Here is a 17156-nt window from a genome sequence, read left to right as displayed (position 1 = left end):
CCGGGTGGTCGGGATCGTGTCGCTAGACTGCGCTTCATGACCGCGACGACAGGGCCGGCCGATTCTGCGGAGCGGCCGCAGCCGCTCACCATCGCGCAGCTCGCCGAGTTGGCCGGGGTCTCCACGGCCACGGTCTCCAAGGTCGTCAACGGCAAGTCGACGGTCGCGCCGGAGACCCGCATGCTGGTGGAAGACCTCATCCGGCGGCACGGGTATCGGCGGCAGAAGAAGCGCGCGAGCGCGGCACCCCTCATCGACCTCGTCTTCCACGAACTCGAGGGCGAGTATCCGATGGAGATCATCAAGGGCGTCGAGCGGGTGGCGCAGGAACATCGCCTGGCCGTGGTGCTGTCAGAACTGCAGGGACGTCACGTCCCGGGCCGGGGCTGGATCGAGGACGTGCTGAGCCGGCGCCCCGCCGGTGTCATCGCCGTCTTCTCCGGTCCCACGCAGACCCAGCGGGCCCAACTGGCCACCCGGGACATTCCTCTGGTCCTGGTCGACCCGACCGGCGATCCGGGACATCAGGTGCCGTCGGTGGGGGCCGGTAACTGGTCCGGCGGACTGTCGGCCACCCGCCATCTGCTCGACCTCGGGCACCGGCGCATCGCGATCATCACGGGCCCCGCACACGCGCTGTCCGGCCGGGCCAGGCTCGATGGCTACCGCGCCGCTCTGGACGCCGCCGGTGTGCCGATCCACCCCGATCTGATCGTCGAGGGCGATTTCAACATCGACGACGGACTGGAGCACGCCCGCCGTCTGCTCGCCCTGCCCGACCCGCCGACCGCGATCTTCGCCTCCAACGACGCCCAGGCCGTGGGCGTCTACCAGGCGGCCGGCGAAGCCGGGCTGCGCATTCCGCAGGACCTGAGCGTGGTCGGGTTCGACGATCTGCCCATGGCCAGGTGGCTCATCCCGTCACTCACCACGATCCGCCAGCCTCTCGCCGAGATGGCCGCCGCGGCCACCACCATGCTCATCTCTCTCGCCCAGGGCGAGCCCCTCCCGCGAAAACGCCTCGAACTGTCCACCGATCTCATCGTCCGTAAGAGCACCGTCCCACCCAGGCGTTAGCCTCCGGCCCGCCTCCGACGGACGTCCCGACCCCTGGCCGCCGGCACCGCGGACTCTTCTAGAGCATCGGTCACGTAATGTCACCGGTGTCCGGCGGCTTCGGTCCCCCCACCCACGAAAATTCCTCGCAGGCTCGGAATTTCCGCGGGGCCCGGGATGCGCCGGGAGGAAGCTCGGGGTCCGCTGCGAAACCCGCCGGTCGCGGGTTTCGCGTGCGATTCCCGCTCCCTACCCCCGGATATCGGTTACCTGACCGGCGTTCTGGAGCGGTGCACGCCGCCCGCGCCCTGCCCCGCCCCCGATGTAAGGGGGCAGGGCGGGCGGCCGTGCGGCGGGTCAGCGGGTGGGGTCGAAGTCCCGCAGGGCGGTGGGCAGCTTGCCGGTGACGATCTGCTCGGCGAGCACGCGCCCGGTGATCGGTCCCTGGGTGATGCCCCACATGCCGTGGCCGCCGGCGACGAAGATTCCCGGCACGGCGGTGGCGCCGATGAGGGGCTTGCCGTCGGGGGTGACCGGCCGGGGGCCGACCCACAGGTCGGTCATCGCGTCCCAGTCGACTCCGGACAGCAGCGGCTTGGCGGACTTGACGATCGCGTCGATCCGCCGATGCACCAGCGGGTGATCGGGCCCGCGGAACTCCATCGTCCCCGCGACCCGGAGCTTGCCCTGGTAGGGCGTGCAGGCCACGCGCACGGCGGGCAGGTAGATCGGCCCGCGCACGGGTTCCGCCGTCGGCACGGTGAAGGAGTAGCCGCGCCCGGCGCGTACCGGCACCCGCACGCCCCACTCCTTGCCGAGCCGGTTCAGCCAGGCGCCGGTGGCCAGGACGACGGCGTCCGCCGTGACCGAGTCGCCGGTGCTCGACACCACGGTCAGCCCGCCGGTCCCGGGGTGGACGGCGGTGACCTCGAAGCCGGACCGGATCTCGGCGCCGCGGGCGGCGACGGCGCGGCCCAGCGAGTGGGTGAACTCTCCGGGGTCGATGTAGCGCTGCCCCTCCAGCCGGATGCCGGCCCGCACCCGCGGGGAGATCTGCGGCAGCAGCGCGCCGAGCTCCTCACCCTTGAACGCGGTGTACTCGATCTTCAACCCCGACTCGTTGATCCGCCGCAACTCGTGCAGCAGCCCCACGGCCTGGCGCTCGGTCTCGAACGCCGCCATGATCGGCGCCTCGATCGTGGGCGCCTCGACGCCGTTCGACGTGAGCACGTCGAACGCCTCCAGGCACTCGTCGTTGAGCGGGATGTTGGCCCGTACGGCACTGCCCCAGGACTTCCAGCTGCAGTTCAGCGCGAACCGGGTGAGGAACGCCCACAGTCCGGGGTCGGGGGTGGCCGGCACGTGCAGCGGGGCGTTCGGGTTGAGCAGGGAGCTCAGGCCGTAACGCAGGACGCCGGGCTCGTTCAGCGGGATGGCCAGCCCCGGGGAGAGCCAGCCGGCATTGCCCCACGAGGCGCCGGCGGCCACGCCGTCGCGGTCGACCACGGTCACGTCCACGCCGCGCTCCTGGAGGAACCACGCGGTGGACAGCCCGACCACACCGGCGCCGATAACTACCGCTGTACGCGGCTCACGGTCTGTACCCATCGTCACTTTTCTCCGCTTATAACATTCTCCGCCTTCCCCCGAGGATCGCCTGTGCGAGGGGGCGATGTGCTGTCCGCGCCGGACAAGTGCGACCACGGTCTTTGTCACGCCCGGACAACCACCGGTTTCAGGGCCGGCTGTCCTGGTGTACGGCCAGTGCGATGATCATGGCCAGGCGTTTCTCCGGCACGTCGAGCCGCAGGTTGGTGATCTCGGCCATCTTCCTGAGCCGGTAGCGCACGGTGTTCGGATGGACGCCGAGGCGGTCGGCGGCGGTCGGCAGGTCTCCCTGCGCCTCCAGCCAGGCACGCAACGTCGCGATGTAGCGCGTGCCGCGCTGGGTGTCGTACCGGGTGAGGTCGGCGACCGGCCCGCGCGCCGGGGCGCGTCCCGAGGCGGCGGCCGCCCGGAGGCGCTGCATCAGGATCTCGTCCCACGACTCGTCGTAGACGACGGCCGGGGCCCTGTCGGTCCTGGAGGCGTGCAGGGCGAGGCTCTCGTCGGCCTCCTGCCTGCTGGCGGGGAGCTGGGCGGGCTCGGCCGCCGCGCCGATGCCGGCGTACACGGTGACCTGCCTCGGCAGGACAGTCGTGATCGAGGTGAGCCATTCGCGTGCCGGGGCGGCGTCGGTGGCGCAGGGGAGCACGGTGTAGAGGGTGTTGCCGAACAGCGCGCTGCGCCCGGGACGCGACCAGCCGAAGCCGGTGGTGGCGCGCTCGTAGGCGAGCAGGATCGCGGCGTGCCGCTCGTCGGCGACGTGCGCCTGCAGCGCGATCACCCGGAACTGCCCCCCCGGCAGGCCGAGCCTGCTGACCACCGCGAGGGCGTCCGCCGTACCCTCCAGCAGTTGGATGACGAGGTCGGACTCGACCTGCCGTTCCAGATCGGCGCTGACCCGGGAGCGCAGCAGGTGCAGCGCCACGGCACGCGCGCCGTCGCCGAGGACGGTCCGGTGCGCGTGCGACAGCGGCCGTTCGCATTCGACCCAGATCGATCCCAGCGGCTCGCGCCCGGCCCGTACGGCGATCACCATGCGGCCGCGCAGCCCGTGCCGCGGCGAGGGCTCGACGAACAGCGGCTCGTCGGAGGCGCGCAGATGCGCGAAGACGCCCTTGCGCTCCAGCAGGCGGTGCATGGCGTCCGGCACCCGCCGGCCCAGAATCGTCTCCAGGCGCACCGGGTCGGCCGACTGCTGGGCGCGGGAGTAGGCCAGGACCCGGGACATCTGGTCCTCGATCGTCACGGGGGAGCCGATCTCGGCGGCGAGCCTGTCGGCGAAGGCGAACAGATCGGTCGGCCCCCGTCCGGCGTCGGTCTCCCTGCCTTCGAGCACGAGGCCGTACACCACGCCGAACAGCTGGCTCCAGGACACCGCCGGCTCCACGAGCAGCACCGCGATCCCGCCGTCGCGCGCCTGCGCCAGCGCGCCCTCGTCGAGCGGCGGGGTCCCGCGCACCAGCACCGCCGCCGCGCGCGCCTCGCGGGCGAGCCGTACGGCGTCGGCCGCCGACTCCACGCCGACCGACAGGAACACGTCGCCGGTCGCCGGGCGCGGATCGGTCGGGTCGTGCACGACCACGCTGCCCAGCGTCACGTCGCGGGAGGCGGGGGCACAGCACAGCCGGGCCCCGTAACCGCCGAGGACGTTCACCAGCCGGTCCAGCTTCAGCATCTGCCGACCTCACCTGTCTCGAGGCCTCGCCTCATGCTAACGGTGGCCCGCGAGGCGCCGCGCACCCGAAGCGGCGGCCGATCCCGATTCTCCTGGTGCGCATGGCCGGGACATCACCTGGCATGCTGGTGACCATGAGAGGTTTCCCCGCGAGGATGGCCCCCTGATGCGTGACGACGTCCTGGTGAACGCCGCCGACATCGCCCGGATCGCGGACGTCGGCCGGGCCGCCGTGAGCAACTGGCGCAAGCGGTTCGACGACTTCCCTCAGCCGGTCGGCGGGACGGCCAGCAGCCCGTCCTTCTCCCTCGCGGAGATCGAACAGTGGCTGCGCAAGCACGACAGGTATGTCGAGGTGCCGCCCATCGAGCGGGTCTGGCAGCGGCTGCGGACCGCCGGCGACGACCTCCGCCTGGGCGACATGGTCGTCTACACCGGGGCGTTCCTGCTCTTCCTGCGGCGTGATCCCGCCGCCTGGCGCAAGCTCGCCGGCCTCGCCGACGACGAGATGCTGTCGCGGCTGCCCGGCGCCGTCGCCGCCGCCGTGCCGGAACCGCCCGGCGAGCTGCCGCACGACGAGCTCGGCCTGGACCCGTCGCTGATCCGGGCCATCGCCGAACTGGGCACGGAAGAGGGGCCGGCCGCCGCTTTCGACGCGATCTGCGCGCGCTACATCGACGTACACGCCCGCCGGCTGCTCGCCACCCCCGAACCCGTGGGAGCCCTGATGGCCCGGCTGGCCGCCACCGCCGGGAAGACCGTCCTCGACCCCTCCTGCGGCATCGGCACGCTCCTGCTCGCCTCGGACGCCTCCCGCGCGCTCGGCCAGGACGTCAACGGGACGGCCGCCCGCCTGACCGCGGTCAGGCTGCTGCTGCACGGAATCGACGCGGTCGTACGCGACGGCGACTCGCTGCGGGCCGACGCCTTCCCCGACGAACTGGTCGACGCGGTCGTCTGCAACCCGCCGTTCAACGACCGCGGCTGGGGATACGAGGAGCTGACCAGCGATCCCCGCTGGGAGTACGGCCTGCCGCCGCGCGGGGAGTCGGAGCTGGCCTGGGTGCAGCACTGCCTGTCCCACGTCCGCCCCGGCGGGCTCGCCGTCATCATGATGCCGGGCGTGGCGTCCAGCCGCAGATCAGGCCGGCGGGTCCGCGGCAACCTGCTCAGAGCCGGGGCGCTGCGCGCCATCGTCACCCTGGCGGCCGGCGCGGCCCCCGCCTCCAGCGGCGCCCCCGACCTGTGGGTGCTGCGGCGGCCGGAGGTCGGCGAGCCGCCCGCCTCCGACGTGCTCATGGTCAACGCCGGAGACGACCTCACCGCGGTGGAGGCCGCCTGGCAGGCGTACACGAGCCGTACGGGAACGGGGTCGCGTGCGCTGCCCGAGGCGAGCCGTACGGTGCGGATCATCGACCTGCTCGACGAGGAGGTGGCGCTCACCCCCGCCCACCGGGTGAGCCGCCAGACCCGGTCGGAGCCGTTCACCGGGGTGCGTGAGCGTGTCAGGGAGGCGATCTCCCGGCTGGAGGTCCCGAGCCTGACCCCGCTGCCGGTACGGCGCGAGCTGCCGATGACGAGCATCGGCGAGCTGTCCAGGGCGGGGGTCGTGACCATCGCCCAGGGCCCGCTCAAGCCGGCGGCGGAGGACGGCGACCTGCCCATGCTGACCGTGGAGGACCTGGTGCGCGGCCGGCCCCCGAGCGGGCGCATTCGCGACGAGCAGGGCCTGGTGCTCATCCGGGAGGGGGACGTCGTCGCCCCGCTCATCCCCGGAGAGCACACGCCGGCGCGCGTCGTGACGGCCGGCCCCGCCGCGGTGCTCGGCCCCCGGCTGCTGCTGTTCCGGGTGGACCCCGAGCGGCTCGATCCGTACTATCTGGCCGGCTGCCTGCGCGTCACCGGTGAGACCAGCGTGCGGCTCGGCTCCTCCGTGCGGATGGATCCCCGGCGGGCGCGGCTGCCCCGGCTGCCGATAGAGGAGCAGCGGGAGTACGGCGAGGCCTTCCGGCGGCTGCTCGCCTACGAGGACGCGGTACGCGAACTGGAACGGGCCAGCGACGATCTCCTCCGGATCGGATTCGAGGGCCTGCTCGACGGCACGCTCCACCCCGGGTGACCCGTTCATCCTCTCGGTGAGCCGCCTCCAACGGACGGGGGGCGGCTTTGCCGTCTCATGCGCGGGCACGCGCCGTGTCTTTGTCCCGCCGGGGGGATTCCCTCCTGGAGATGACGGGACATGCCGACGCCAGGAACCCGCCGCTGCCGCCGTACGCGGCGGAGTTGCGTGCGGCGCTCGACCGAGCCGTCGCGGGCGACGTGCGGTTCGGCCCCGGCGACCGCGCCATGTACGCCCATGAGGCGTCGATCTTCCGGCAGGTGCCCGTCGGCGTGGTGCTGCCCCGCGACGCCGGCGACGTCGAGGCCGCGCTGGCGGTGTGCCGCCGGTTCGGCGCGCCCGTGCTCGGCCGCGGCTGCGGCACCTCGCTCGCCGGTCAGAGCGTCAACGAGGCGGTGGTCTTCGACTTCACCCGGCACATGGACGCCATCGTCGGCCTCGACCCGGGGCGGCGCTCGGCACGCGTCCAGCCCGGCGTCATCTGCGACGCGCTGCGCGACGCCGCCGAGCCGTACGGCCTGACGTTCGGGCCGGACCCGGCCACGCACGACCACGCGACGCTCGGCGGGATGATCGGCAACAACTCCTGCGGCGTCCACTCCGTCATGGCCGGCAAGACCGTCGACAACATCGACGAACTGGACGTCGTCACCTACGACGGCACCCGGATGCGGGTCGGCCCCACCGCGGAGGCGGAGCTGGAGCGCGTCATCATGGCCGGCGGGCGGCGCGGGGCGATCTACGCCGGGCTGCGGCGCATCCGCGACACCTACGCGCGGGCGATCCGCGAGGGGATGCCGGACATCCCGCGGCGCGTGTCCGGCTACAACCTGGACGCGCTGCTGCCCGAGAACGGCTTCAACGTCGCCCGCGCGCTGGTCGGCTCGGAGAGCACGCTGGCGCTGACGCTGGAGGCGACCTGCCGGCTGGTCGAGTCTCCGCCGCACCGGTCGCTCGTCGTGCTCGGCTACCCCGACATCCCCTCCTCCGGGTACGACGTGCCGTGGCTGCTGGGGTTCGGCGCCATCGGGCTGGAGTTCACCAGCCGTCACGTCGTCGACAACCTGCGGGCCAAGCGGTTTCCCGCCGCGCGCCACGCGCGGCTGCTGCCGCCCGGCGAGGCGTGGCTGCTCATGGAGTTCGGCGGCGAAACCCGGCGCGAGGCCGACGCCAGGGCCCGGGCGCTGATCCGTGCCCTGGCCACCCTGCGCACCAGGCCCTACCCGGGCGGCCACACGCCGCCGAGCCACCGGTTCTACGAGGAGCCGGACGAGGCGGCGGCCGTCTGGGAGATCCGGAGCGAATCGGCCGGCACCTCCCGGATGCCGGTCGGCCTGGGCGGCCACGGCGGCTGGCCGAACTGGGAGGACGCCGCGGTCGCCCCGGAGCGGCTCGGGCCCTACCTGCGCGACTTCGTCCGCCTGCTCGACCGGTATGGCTACGACGGGGTGTTCTACGGCCACTGGGGCGACGGGTGCGTCCACTGCCGCATCGACTTCGACCTGCGTACGGCCGAGGGCGTACGCAGATATCGGCGGTTCATGGAGGAGGCCGCCGACCTGGTCGTCTCCCATGGCGGGTCGCTGTCGGGGGAGCACGGCGACGGGCACGGCCGGGCCGAGCTGTGGCCCCGGATGTTCCCGCCGGAGCTGATGCGCGCCTTCGCGGAGTTCAAACGGCTGTGGGACCCGGAGGGCCGGCTGAACCCGCACAAGCTGATCGATCCGTACCCGCTGGACGCGCACCTGCGGGAGGGGACGGCCTACCACCCGGAGCAGCCCGCCACGGTCTTCGCCTTCCCGCAGGACGGGGGCGGCTTCGCCGAGGCGGTGGGCCGCTGCTTCGGCGTCGGCGCCTGCCGCCGCGTCGGGGGCGGGGTGATGTGCCCGAGCTTCATGGTGACCCGTGAGGAGAGGCACTCGACCCGGGGCCGGGCCCGGCTGCTGCAGGAGATGTGCGAGACCGGCGGCCCGATCGGGGACGGGTGGCGCAGCGAGGAGGTCAAGGAGGCGCTCGATCTCTGCCTGGCCTGCAAGGGCTGCCGGGGCGACTGCCCGGTCAGGGTCGACATCGCCACCTACAAGGCCGAGTTCCTGCACCACTACTACGCGGGGCGGCTCAGGCCCCGGCAGGCGTACGCGCTCGGGCTCATCGACGTCTGGGCGCGGCTGGCCGCACGCGTGCCGGAGCTGGCCAACGCCGTCACCCACGCGCCGGGGCTGCGCCGCGTCGTCAAGCTCGCCGCCGGGGTGGCGCCGGAACGCGACGTGCCGCGGTTCGCCCGGCGGACGTTCAGGGCGGTGTTCGCCGCGCGGTCGCGGCGCCTGGGGGAGCGGAACGTGGGCGGCCCGCCGGTGCTGCTGTGGCCGGACACGTTCACCGATCACTTCCAGCCGGAGATCGGGGTCGCGGCCGTCACGGTGCTGGAGGCGGCCGGGTTCCGGGTGATCGTGCCGGATGGGCCGCTGTGCTGCGGCAGGCCGCTGTACGACTACGGCATGCTGCGGCTCGCGCGGCGCTACCTCCGGCGCGTCCTGGACGCGCTGCGGCCGCACCTCGAGGCGGGGATCCCGCTGGTGGGCCTCGAACCGAGCTGCCTGGCCGTCTTCCGTGACGAGCTGGTCAACCTGATGCCGCGCGACCTCGACGCGCGGCGGCTGCACGCGCAGAGCCTCACGCTTTCGGAGTTCCTGACCGGGCACGCCGCCGACTGGCCGGTGCCCCGGCTGCGCCGCGCCGCGCTCGTCCAGCCGCACTGCCACCACCACGCGGTCATGGGCCTGGCCGCGGAGAAACGGCTGCTGCGCGAGATGGAGCTGGACGCGGAGTTCCCCGACGCCGGCTGCTGCGGCATGGCCGGAAGCTTCGGCTACGAGGCGGGGGAGCGGTACCGGGTCTCCATGGCGGCAGGGGAACGGGTGCTGCTGCCCCGGGTGCGGGCCTGCCCGCCGGACACATTGATCATCGCGGACGGCTTCAGCTGCCGAGGCCAGATCGCGGACGGGACCGGCCGGACCGCGCTGCATCTCGCCGAGGTGCTCGCGCTGGCCATCCGCGAGCAGCGGAGGGATGCGACATGAGCGTCGAGCGTACGGCGTCGGACGTCCTGGTCGACCGGCTCATCTCGTGGGGCGTGGACACGGTCTTCGGGCTGCCCGGCGACGGCATCAACGGGTTCGTCGACGCGCTGCACAAGCGGCACGACGACCTCCGGTACGTCCATGTGCGGCACGAGGAGGTCGCCGCCATGGCGGCCGTGGGGTACGCGAAGTTCACCGGGCGGCTCGGGGTGTGCTTCGCCACCTCGGGTCCGGGGGCCGCGCACCTGCTCAACGGCCTGCTCGACGCGCGGACAGAGCAGGCGCCGCTGCTGGCCATCAGCGGCATGACCTATCACGACCTCGTCGGCACCGCCTACCTGCAGGACGTCAACACCGACTACCTGTTCAACGACGTCGCGCTCTACAACCAGCGGATCATGGGCCCGGCGCACGTGATCAACGTCGTCGACTACGCGGTGCGCACCGCGCTGACCCAGCGGGGGCCGGCCCACCTGACGTTCCCGATCGACTACCAGGCCGCGCCGGCCGACTCTGGCACCCGCTTCCGCCGCAACGTCGAGGGCCACACCTCCACGGCGCACCGGCCGCCGATCCGGGTGCCGCGCCGGGAGGACCTGGAGGAGGCGGCGCGAGTCTTCGCCGGAAGGTCGAGGGTCGTCATCCTCGCCGGGGCGGGTGCGCGCGGCGCGGGGGCTGAGCTGGAGGCGGCCGCCGAGCGGCTCGCCGCGCCCATCGTGAAGGCCCAGCTCGGCAAGGACTGCGTGCCCGACGACAGCCCTTACACCACCGGGCCGATCGGCCTGGTGGGCAGCCGCCCCAGCGAGGAGGCGCTGGAGGAGTGCGACGCACTGCTCATCGTCGGCTCGACCATGCCCTACATCGAGTACTACCCCTCGCCCGGGCAGGCCGTCTGCGTGCAGATCGACGACCGGCCGGAACGGCTCGGCCTGCGCCACCCGGTGGACGTCCCGCTGGCCGGCGACGCCCGGGCGACGCTCGCCGCGCTGCTGCCGCTGCTGCCGCGCAACGAGGACCGCGCGTTCCTGGCCAGGGCGCAGGAGGGCATGCGCGAGTGGTGGGCGCTGATGGAGGAGCGCGGTACGCGTACCGACCTGCCGATGAAGCCGCAGGTGCCCGCCTGGGCGCTGAACGACGCGCTGGCGCCGGACGCGATCGTCTGCGGCGACTCCGGGACCGTCACGACCTGGGCGGCCCGGCAGATCAAGATCCGGCGCGGCCAGCTCTTCTCGTTCTCCGGGACCAACTGCTCGATGGCGGCCGGCCTGCCGTACGCCATCGGGGCGCAGACGGCCTATCCGGGGCGGCAGGTCGTCGTGTTCACCGGGGACGGCTCGCTCACGATGCAGCTCGGCGACTTCCTCACCGCGGTCCAGCACAACCTGCCGATCAAGGTGGTGGTCATCAGGAACGACACGCTGGGCCTGATCAAGTGGGAGCAGATGGTGTTCCTCGGCAACCCGGAGTACGGCGTGGACCTGGCGCCGATGGACTTCGTGAAGTTCGCCGAGGCCTGCGGCGCCCGCGGGATGCGCATCGAGGATCCGCGCACCTGCGGTGACCAGATGCGTGAGGCGCTGTCGTGGGACGGCCCGGTGATCGTCGAATGCGTCGTCGACCGGCACGAGCCGCCGCTGCCGGCGAAGGTGAAGAGCCACCAGGTGCGCAAGTTGTTCGACGCGCTGCGGCAGGGCACCCCGAACCGCAACCGCATCGCCCTGCAGATGGTCAAGGACCTGCTCGACGAGTCGAGCTTCGAGGCCGCCCCCGGCCCAGAGATCCCCGGCCCGATCGCGCGGGCGGCTTCGGAGATCGTGGAGAAACTGCGCGACCGCACCGAGGAGTGACCGCTCGCACGTCCACCCCTTTGCCTCTCCGTACGCCGTACGGTACGGTGTACCCCCGATCGAGAGAAGGGGCGGAAGCGGTGAGTTCAGGTGATCTCGCGGTGATCGCCGAGGGCCTGCGCAAGCTTTATGGCCGTGGACGCGGCGACGAGGGAGAACCGGCGCTGGACGGCTTCGACCTGGCCATTCCCAAGGGGACGGTGTGCGGGCTGCTCGGCCCGAACGGCGCGGGAAAGACGACGTCGGTACGGATCCTCGCGACGCTGCTGCGGCTCGACGGCGGCCGGGCCCTGGTCGGGGGATTCGACGTGACGGAACAGGCCGCCGAGGTCCGCCGGCGCATCGGCCTGGTCGGGCAGAACGCCGCGGTGGACGAGGTGCTCAGCGGACGGCAGAACCTCGTCATGTTCGGCCGGCTGCATCACCTCGGCAGGCGGGCCGCCGCGGCCAGGGCCGACGAGCTGCTGGCCGAGTTCGGCCTGTCCGGCACCGGCGCGAAACCGGTCAGCGCGTACTCCGGCGGCATGCGGCGCAGGCTCGACCTCGCGGTCGGCGTGATCCTCGCGCCCCAGGTGCTCTTCCTCGACGAGCCGACCGTGGGCCTCGACCCGCGCGGCCGGGGCGAGGTGTGGCAGGCGATCCGCGACCTGGCCGCCCGGGGCACGACCGTGCTGCTGACCACGCAGTACCTCGACGAGGCCGATCAGCTGGCCACGCAGATCAACGTGATGGACCACGGCCGGGTCATCGCCGAGGGCTCCCCGGGCGAGCTCAAGTCGCGGCTCGGCGGCGACCGGATCGAGTTCGTCGTGCACGACCGGGCCCTGATCGGCACGGCCGCCCGGGCCGTCGCGCCGATCGGCGTGACGGATCCGGCCGTCGACCCCGACGCCGGCCGCGTGAGCGTCCAGGTGTCCGACGGGACCGGCGCGCTCCAGGAGACGGTGCGGGCGCTCGACCGGGCCGGTGTCGCCGTCGACGATCTCACGCTGCGCCGTCCCACGCTCGACGAGGTGTTCCTGCACCTCACCGGGGGCCGTTCCGCGCGGTCCGAGCGGGCCGCCGAGCCCGGGAAGGAAGTCAACGCATGACCGTCGCCGCCCATCTGCCGCCGACCGGTTCGCCCGGCTCACCGAGAAGCCTGCGCTGGTCCCTGGCGGACGGCTGGACCCTCACCCTCCGCGGCGTCTCGCACTGGGTGCGCGACCCCACCCCGGTGATCTTCGCGCTCGCCTTCGACGTCCTCATCGTCTTGATGTTCGTGTACCTGATCGGCGGCGCGATGCGGGTGCCGGGCGGCGGCGACTACCGCGACTTCCTGATGCCCGGCATGTTCGCGATGACCATGCTGTTCGGCATCGCGGCCACCACGCAGGCGGTGGCGGCCGACGTCGAACGCGGGATCACCGACAGGTTCCGTTCGATGCCCATGTCCGCCGGGGCGATGCTGGCCGGGCGCGCCGCGGCCGACATGCTGCTGTCGGTTCTCACGCTGACCGTCATGATCGTCACCGCACTGGCGGTCGGCTGGCGGCCGTACGGCTCGGCGGGCGGGTTCCTCGCCGCGCTCGGCCTGATCCTCCTGCTGCGTCTCGCGCTCGTCTGGGTCGGCGTCTATCTCGGGCTGACCCTGTCCGGCGCCGAGGCGGTCACCGGCGTGCAGGTGCTGGAGTTCCCCGTCGGCTTCCTGTCCAGCGCGTTCGTGGCGACCACCACCATGCCGGGGTGGCTCGGCGCGATCGCCGACTGGAACCCGATCTCGTCGACCGTCACGGCGGTGCGCGAGCTGCTCGGCAATCCCGGCGCGGCCGGTCACTCCTGGATCACCGAGCACGCCCTGCCCATGGCCGTCGTCTGGCCGGTCGTGCTACTGCTGATCTTCTTCCCGCTCTCGGTGGCCAAGTGGCGTGGTCTGAGCCGCTGACCCGGCCGGGTCCGCGATCCGCCCGGCGCCCCGTCGGCACGCCGTCCCCGAGAATGTTTCCCGTACGGTACGGCGTACAGGACGCACGGAGAGGGGCCGAGGGGCGAGATGACGGAGTACGGCGGCACGGGAGACCCGGCGCGGAGCCTGGCGATCCTGTGGCGGACGGGTGAACGGCCGAGCCGGAAGGGCCGGCCCGACCTGGGCGTCGACGGGATCGTGCGGGCCGCGATCGAGGTCGCCGACGCCGAGGGGCTGACGGCGCTGTCCATGCGGAAGGTGGCCGAGCGGCTGGGCGTCGGGACCATGTCGCTCTACACCTACATCCCCGGCAAGGCGGAGCTGATCGACGTGATGGTCGACACCGTCTACGGCGAGCTGCCGACGCCGCAGGACGTGCCCGGCGGATGGCGCGCCAGGCTGGAACTGATCGCCAGAGAGAACCTGGCGCTGTGCCGCAGGCACCCCTGGCTGCTGCAGGTGGCGACCGGCAGGCCCCCGCTCGGCCCGAACGTGATGGCCAAGTACGACTTCGAGCTGCGCGCGGTCGACGGCCTGGGCCTCGACGAGATCGAGATGGACCTGGTGGTCACCCTGATCAACGGGTACGTCCACGGCGCCGCACGCGGCGCGGTCGAGGCGGCGCAGGCGGAGAAGCAGACCGGGCTGACCGACGAGCAGTGGTGGTGGGCGCACGCGCCGTTCCTGGCGAAGGTGTTCGATGCCCGGCGCTATCCCACGGCCGCCCGGGTGGGGGCGGCGGCGGGCGAGGCGTACAACGCCGCCTACGACCCCGAGCGGGCGTTCGAGTTCGGGCTGCGCCGCGTGCTCGACGGGATAGAGGTGTTCATCCGTTCCCGCGGCTGACGGGGCGGGGCCGCCCGCCGGAATCGTCCGCCGGTCACTGGGTAGGGCCGAGCGCATGGGGGTGATTACCATGCGCATGGGTGATCGACCAGGACATGGGCGGCTGGACGGGCAGGTCACGGTGATCGAACGGGGGCCGTCGCTGTCGCGTACCGTCGGCGCGGCCGGTCTGGGCGCGTGCGCCGGGGCGCTGGCCGAGTACCTGCTCGATCCGGACCTCGGCCGGACCCGCCGCGCCCGCGTCCGCGACAAGGGCGTGCACGTCGTGCACCGGTCGAGGGGCGGCATCGGCATCCTCGGCCGGGATCTCAGCAACCGGAGCCGGGGCGCGATCGCGGGCGTCCGCTACCGCTTCCTGGGCAGGAACGTCGACGACCGGGTGCTGTCGGAACGTGTGCGCGCCGAGTTGGGCCGGCATGTCAGCCATCCGCACGCGGTGGAGGTCCACGTCGATGGGGGCCACGTGACCCTCGCCGGGCACGTGCTCGAACGGGAGACCCGCCGGGCCTGCCGGGCGGTGGCGCGGATTCCCGGTGTCAAGGGCGTCGAGGCGAGCTGGACCGCGCACCACGACACCGAGGGAGTGATCCAGCTTCAGGGGGGCGGCCGGCCCAGGGAGCGCGTGCCCGAGATCTTCCAGCAGTGCTGGTCGCCGACGGCCAGGTTCCTCGCCGGGGCGGCGGCCGCTGCCACCTGGGGGATGGCGGGGCGGCTGCCGAAGCCGCTGGCCTGGACGGTACGGACCGGCTGCGCCGTCCTGGCCGCCCGCGCGGCCACGAATCTCCCGCTGAAGCGGCTCAGCGGGATCGGGGCCGGTCGGCGCGCCGTCGACATCGAGGACGCGATCTCGGTCGCCGCCCCGGCCGAGGACGTGTGGCCGCTGCTGAGCGATTACAGCGTCTTCGCCAAATGCATGCCCGACGTCCTGGAGGTACGGCGCTCCGCCGACGGGCAGCGCTCCCAGTGGGTGATCTCGGGACCGGCCGGGGTGCCCGTCGGTTTCGAGGCGACCGAGATCAACCGCGAGGAGGGCCGGGAGATCTCCTGGCGGACCACCGAGGGCAGGCTCATCGCCCACACGGGCACGCTGCGGCTGACGCCCGAGGGGGCCGACCACTGCCGGATCGAGGTACGGCTCGCCTACAACCCGGTGATCGGCGCGGTCGGGCACGCGATGGCGACGCTGCTCGGGGCCGACCCGGCCCGGAAGCTGCAGCAGGACCTGATGCGGCTGAAGTCGCTCATCGAGACCGGCAAGCCGCTGGCCGGCGCGGTTTCCGGGGACGAGCGCAGGTCGTGACGCACCCGGCGGCGCCCGGAGCGAATCAGCCCCGGACGCCGCCGGGAGTCACCGCTGTTGGTGATCGAATCGTCAAGGGTCGATGGGACTTGGCGTGGTCGGGAGACTGCGGGCAGAGGATCTCCACGGAGCGGTCGTCGCGCCTGAGCGGTCACGACCGTCCCGAGCGTACGCTGACGACCATGGGGGGCACCGTCAGGTTGACCGCGACCGTCACCGCCGACGACAAGGGCCTGTACTGCGCGCGATGCGTGCAGGTGGAGGTCGCGGCGGAGGGCGGCACGGTCGACGAGGCCCTCGCCCGGTTGCGCGAGGCGCTCGTGTCGTACTTCCGGCACCGCCCCCTGCCCGAGGTCCCGTCCCGGCCGCCGATCGTCATGCCGGTCGAGATCCAGTTGCCGGGCTGACCCGGACGCGCTCGGGCCTGAGGACGAACCCGCTCGCCGTACGCGCCGGCACCCGGCGCAGGGAGATCGTCAGATCCTGTTCGGGCACGTGGTGGTCCAGCCCGGCCAGGCGGCCCGCCAGGACCCGCATCAGCGTGGTCGTGATGGCCTCGCCGGGGCAGCGGTGGCCGGTGTTCGCGTCGCCGCCGCCCTGGGGGATCAGATCGAACGCGCCGATCCGGCGGCCGAAGAACCGCTCCGGCTCGAAGCGGTACGGCTCGGCCCAGAGCCGGGCGTCGTGGTTCTGCCCGTAGACGTCGAGGAGTACGAGCGCGCCGGCCGGAATCGGCTCCCCCTGCCAGGACAGGTCCCGTACGGCCCGGCCGCCGACGAACGGCGTGAACGGATAGAAGCGGCGCACCTCCTCGACGAACGCCTCGGTGAAGGCGTCGGGGAACGCCTTCGACCCGCTGTCGGCCGCGCCGGTCAGGCGGGCACGATGCTCGGGCCATCGATGCAGCGCGTGGGCCATGAAGGTGACGAACCAGCAGATGGCCACCGTGGGGCGCAGGACGTTGAGCAGGTCGACCGCTGCCACGCGCGGTTCGAGCCGTTTGCCGTCCGTGCCCTCGTGATGCGCCACCACGTCGATGGCCGAGCCGGACGGCGTGGTCAGGGTGCGCCGGCGCACAGCCGTTATCAGAGCGGCCAGCCACGCCTCGCGCCGCCTCCGGGCCGTTCGCGCCCGCCAGTGCCGTCGCCCCACCGAGCCGAATCCGTCGACCATCGCGACCAGGTCGGACGCCATGGCCGGCACGTCGGCGGCGGGCAGGGGGACGCCCGCCCACCCGCACACGGCGCGGGTCAGCAGCCGGGACGCCTCGTCGAAGAGCACGACGTCCCGCCCGGCCGGCCACGAGGAGACCGTCTCGTCCCAGGCGGCGAGCGTGCGATCGGCCAGGGCGCCGATGCCGTCCTCGGTCATCAGCGACATGAACATCGCTTTGCGCAGCCGGTGGGCCGGGCCGTCGAGCGTGTGCACGGCGCCGTGACCGAACAGCGTGCTCTTGACCGGGCCGGGCAGGGCCGTGCGCCGCTCCACATGGTCCTCGTCATAGAAGAACCGCGCCGCGTCCGGCCCGCACAGGCCGACCGCCCGCTGCCCGAGCACCCTCGTGTGGACGATGTCCGACCCGGCACGGCGGCGCAGGCCGGGCAGCCAGGCGTATCCGCTGAGCAGGAGCGGCAGTGTGTTGTCGAGCAGTGGCATACGTCGGGCCTGCCCGGCCGATACCGG

The 17156-nt window shown here is 72.9% G+C and carries 12 protein-coding genes; 9 read left to right on the top strand and 3 right to left on the bottom strand.

What is annotated here, in order from left to right; genetic code table 11:
* The first annotated feature begins 36 nt into the window (after positions 1-36).
* On the top strand, positions 37-1077 hold the full coding sequence (locus tag AP234_RS24065) for a LacI family DNA-binding transcriptional regulator (RefSeq protein WP_055481990.1): 1041 nt from the start codon (positions 37-39) through the stop codon (positions 1075-1077).
* 336 nt (positions 1078-1413) lie between these two features.
* Here AP234_RS24065 and AP234_RS24060 read toward each other — a convergent pair whose 3' ends face one another.
* Together AP234_RS24060 and AP234_RS24055 are read right to left on the bottom strand one after the other, a co-directional pair.
* Complete coding sequence (locus AP234_RS24060) at positions 1414-2664, bottom strand: NAD(P)/FAD-dependent oxidoreductase (RefSeq protein WP_055481989.1); 1251 nt, start codon at positions 2662-2664, stop codon at positions 1414-1416.
* Positions 2665-2791: 127 nt separating this feature from the next.
* Positions 2792-4336: a PucR family transcriptional regulator gene (locus tag AP234_RS24055; protein ID WP_055481988.1), complete on the bottom strand. Its 1545-nt coding sequence runs from the start codon at positions 4334-4336 to the stop codon at positions 2792-2794.
* A gap of 166 nt (positions 4337-4502) precedes the next feature.
* Here AP234_RS24055 and AP234_RS24050 point away from each other — a divergent pair, with 166 nt between their 5' ends.
* From AP234_RS24050 to AP234_RS24015, 8 genes are all read left to right on the top strand, one after another.
* A complete protein-coding gene (locus AP234_RS24050; protein WP_055481987.1) occupies positions 4503-6455 on the top strand; it encodes an N-6 DNA methylase in 1953 nt (650 codons plus the stop codon).
* Between the two features lie 110 nt (positions 6456-6565).
* Positions 6566-9535, top strand: a complete 2970-nt coding sequence (locus AP234_RS24045; RefSeq protein WP_055481986.1) for an FAD-binding and (Fe-S)-binding domain-containing protein — start codon at positions 6566-6568, stop codon at positions 9533-9535.
* The gene (locus AP234_RS24040; protein WP_063843069.1) at positions 9532-11382 is read left to right on the top strand and encodes a thiamine pyrophosphate-dependent enzyme; all 1851 of its coding nucleotides are present in this window, start codon (positions 9532-9534) and stop codon (positions 11380-11382) included. Before AP234_RS24045 ends, AP234_RS24040 begins: the two co-directional genes overlap by 4 nt.
* Before the next feature lie 80 nt (positions 11383-11462).
* Positions 11463-12473 carry an ATP-binding cassette domain-containing protein gene (locus AP234_RS24035; RefSeq protein ID WP_055481985.1) on the top strand — a complete coding sequence of 337 codons (1011 nt, stop codon included), beginning with the start codon at positions 11463-11465 and terminating at the stop codon, positions 12471-12473.
* Positions 12470-13306, top strand: a complete 837-nt coding sequence (locus tag AP234_RS24030) for an ABC transporter permease (protein ID WP_083502380.1) — start codon at positions 12470-12472, stop codon at positions 13304-13306. The genes AP234_RS24035 and AP234_RS24030 overlap by 4 nt, the downstream gene beginning before the upstream one ends.
* Before the next feature lie 108 nt (positions 13307-13414).
* Positions 13415-14173, top strand: coding sequence for a TetR/AcrR family transcriptional regulator (locus AP234_RS24025; protein ID WP_055481984.1), 759 nt, complete (start codon positions 13415-13417; stop codon positions 14171-14173).
* A 76-nt stretch (positions 14174-14249) separates the two neighbouring features.
* Positions 14250-15473, top strand: a complete 1224-nt coding sequence (locus AP234_RS24020) for an SRPBCC family protein (protein ID WP_152990587.1) — start codon at positions 14250-14252, stop codon at positions 15471-15473.
* Between the two features lie 182 nt (positions 15474-15655).
* Positions 15656-15880, top strand: coding sequence for a type II toxin-antitoxin system HicB family antitoxin (locus AP234_RS24015; protein ID WP_063843075.1), 225 nt, complete (start codon positions 15656-15658; stop codon positions 15878-15880).
* On the opposite strand, the gene AP234_RS24010 is transcribed toward AP234_RS24015, so the two are convergent.
* Positions 15849-17129: a cytochrome P450 gene (locus AP234_RS24010; RefSeq protein ID WP_055481981.1), complete on the bottom strand. Its 1281-nt coding sequence runs from the start codon at positions 17127-17129 to the stop codon at positions 15849-15851. The two genes, AP234_RS24015 and AP234_RS24010, sit on opposite strands and share 32 nt — an antisense overlap.
* Positions 17130-17156 lie beyond the last annotated feature (27 nt).

This window comes from Sphaerimonospora mesophila (assembly GCF_001417795.1).
In the GTDB taxonomy this organism is placed as follows: Bacteria; Actinomycetota; Actinomycetes; order Streptosporangiales; family Streptosporangiaceae; genus Sphaerimonospora; species Sphaerimonospora mesophila.
The sequence above is the reverse complement of the archived record's forward strand: the minus strand, read 5'-3'. Positions and strand labels throughout refer to the sequence as shown.

Bases quoted from the DNA above. Each gene is read 5' to 3' on its own strand.
- AP234_RS24065 (WP_055481990.1), top strand. From the start codon at position 37: ATGACCGCGACGACAGGGCCGGCCGATTCTGCGGAGCGGCCGCAGCCG.
- AP234_RS24060 (WP_055481989.1), bottom strand. From the start codon at position 2,664: ATGGGTACAGACCGTGAGCCGCGTACAGCGGTAGTTATCGGCGCCGGT.
- AP234_RS24055 (WP_055481988.1), bottom strand. From the start codon at position 4,336: ATGCTGAAGCTGGACCGGCTGGTGAACGTCCTCGGCGGTTACGGGGCC.
- AP234_RS24050 (WP_055481987.1), top strand. From the start codon at position 4,503: ATGCGTGACGACGTCCTGGTGAACGCCGCCGACATCGCCCGGATCGCG.
- AP234_RS24045 (WP_055481986.1), top strand. From the start codon at position 6,566: ATGACGGGACATGCCGACGCCAGGAACCCGCCGCTGCCGCCGTACGCG.
- AP234_RS24040 (WP_063843069.1), top strand. From the start codon at position 9,532: ATGAGCGTCGAGCGTACGGCGTCGGACGTCCTGGTCGACCGGCTCATC.
- AP234_RS24030 (WP_083502380.1), top strand. From the start codon at position 12,470: ATGACCGTCGCCGCCCATCTGCCGCCGACCGGTTCGCCCGGCTCACCG.
- AP234_RS24025 (WP_055481984.1), top strand. From the start codon at position 13,415: ATGACGGAGTACGGCGGCACGGGAGACCCGGCGCGGAGCCTGGCGATC.
- AP234_RS24020 (WP_152990587.1), top strand. From the start codon at position 14,250: ATGGGTGATCGACCAGGACATGGGCGGCTGGACGGGCAGGTCACGGTG.
- AP234_RS24015 (WP_063843075.1), top strand. From the start codon at position 15,656: ATGGGGGGCACCGTCAGGTTGACCGCGACCGTCACCGCCGACGACAAG.
- AP234_RS24010 (WP_055481981.1), bottom strand. From the start codon at position 17,129: ATGCCACTGCTCGACAACACACTGCCGCTCCTGCTCAGCGGATACGCC.